The organism is Streptomyces sp. DvalAA-14 (assembly GCF_900091855.1).
Taxonomy (GTDB): Bacteria; Actinomycetota; Actinomycetes; order Streptomycetales; family Streptomycetaceae; genus Actinacidiphila.
The window spans coordinates 1-1,661 of the sequence record NZ_FMCH01000550.1 but is presented as its reverse complement, the minus strand read 5'-3'; the positions used below and the strand labels follow the sequence as shown (position 1 = coordinate 1,661).

The following is a 1,661-nucleotide window of genomic DNA, read 5'->3' as shown; positions in this document are numbered from 1 at the left end:
CCCGGCACGCCGGACCGCGGCGCGCGGTACCGTGCCGGCCGCGGCCGGCGCGCCGGCCACCTTGGCGGAGCGGCTGGCGCCGCTGGCGCCGGCCGACCGGCTGAAGTCCCTGCTCGACCTGGTCCGGGCCGAGGTCGCCACGGTGCTGGACCACCCGTCGCCGGACGGGGTGGATGTCCGGCGCGGTTTCAAGGACCTGGGCTTCACGTCGTTGTCCGCGGTGGAACTGCGCAACCGGCTGAACCGCAGGACCGGTCTGCGGCTGCCCGCCACGCTCGTCTTCGACTACCCGTCACCCGAGGTGCTGGCCGCGCAGTTGCGGTCGGAGCTGTTCCCGGAAGCGCTGGAGCCGGCGTCCGCGACGGAGCGGACCGCCCTGGACGAGACGCAACTCCTCGTCGCCGAGGCCGAGCTGGACCAGATCGACGACATGGACGTCGAGGAACTGATCCGGCTGGCCCAGGAGGGCCTGGACCGCTGAGCCGGCCCGGCCGAACCCGTCCGGAAGATCCCGACAGCCCCGCAGGAAGAGAAGAAGAGGTCGTAGAGGTCATGGACGAAAAGACCGCACCGTCGCAGGCCGTCGTCAACGCGCTGCGGGATTCCCTCAAGGAGACCGCCCGGCTGCGGCGGCAGAACCAGGAACTGCTCGCGGCCGCGGACGAGCCGGTGGCGATCGTGGGGATGGCGTGCCGCTACCCCGGCGGTGTGGCCTCGCCGGACGCCCTGTGGTCGCTGGTGGAGTCGGGCGTGGACGTGGTGGGCGCCTTCCCCGGCGACCGCGGCTGGGACGTCGAGGGCCTGTACGACCCCGACCCGGACCACCACGGCACGTCCTACGTCCGCGAGGGCGCCTTCCTGTACGACGTGGCCGGTTTCGACGCCGAGTTCTTCGGGATCTCCCCCCGCGAGGCGCTGGCGATGGACCCGCAGCAGCGGCTGCTGCTGGAGACGTCCTGGGAGGCGTTCGAGCACGCCGGCATCGACCCCAGCAGCCTGCGCGGCACCGCGACCGGTGTCTACGCCGGGGTGATGTACCACGACTACATCAGCCGACTCCCGTCGGTCGCCGACGAGTTGCAGGGCTATCTGACGACGGGCAGCCACGGCAGTGTGGCCTCGGGGCGTGTCTCCTATGTGCTGGGCCTGGAAGGGCCGGCCGTCTCCGTCGACACCGCCTGCTCCTCCTCGCTGGTCGCCCTGCACCTGGCCGCCCAGGCCCTGCGCCAGGGCGACTGCTCACTCGCCCTGGCCGGCGGGGTCGCCGTCCTCGCCTCGCCCTTCGTCTTCGTCGAGCACAGCCGCCAGCGGGCGCTGGCGGCCAACGGCCGGGTGAAGGCCTTCGCGGGCGCGGCGGACGGCACCGCATGGGGCGAGGGCGCCGGGATGCTGGTGCTGGAACGGCTCTCCGACGCCCGCCGCAACGGACACCGGGTGCTCGCGGTGGTCCGCGGCACCGCGGTGAACCAGGACGGGGCCAGCAGCGGACTCACCGCGCCCAACGGCCCCTCCCAGCAGCGGGTGATCCGGCAGGCGCTGGCCAACGCGGGCCTGACGGCCGCCGACGTCGACGTGGTCGAGGCGCACGGCACCGGCACACCGCTGGGCGACCCGATCGAAGCCGGCGCGCTGCTGGCCACCTACGGCCAGGAGCGGGCCGA

At 73.5% G+C, this 1,661-nt stretch carries 2 protein-coding genes; both read left to right on the top strand.

What is annotated here, in order from left to right:
* Positions 1 to 481: acyl carrier protein (locus GA0115240_RS39460; protein WP_141709008.1), on the top strand; the 481-nt coding region annotated here is incomplete at its 5' end.
* A partial coding sequence (locus tag GA0115240_RS29705; protein ID WP_370673384.1) for a beta-ketoacyl synthase N-terminal-like domain-containing protein occupies positions 478 to 1,661 on the top strand: 1,184 nt, incomplete at its 3' end. The genes GA0115240_RS39460 and GA0115240_RS29705, both read left to right, overlap by 4 nt.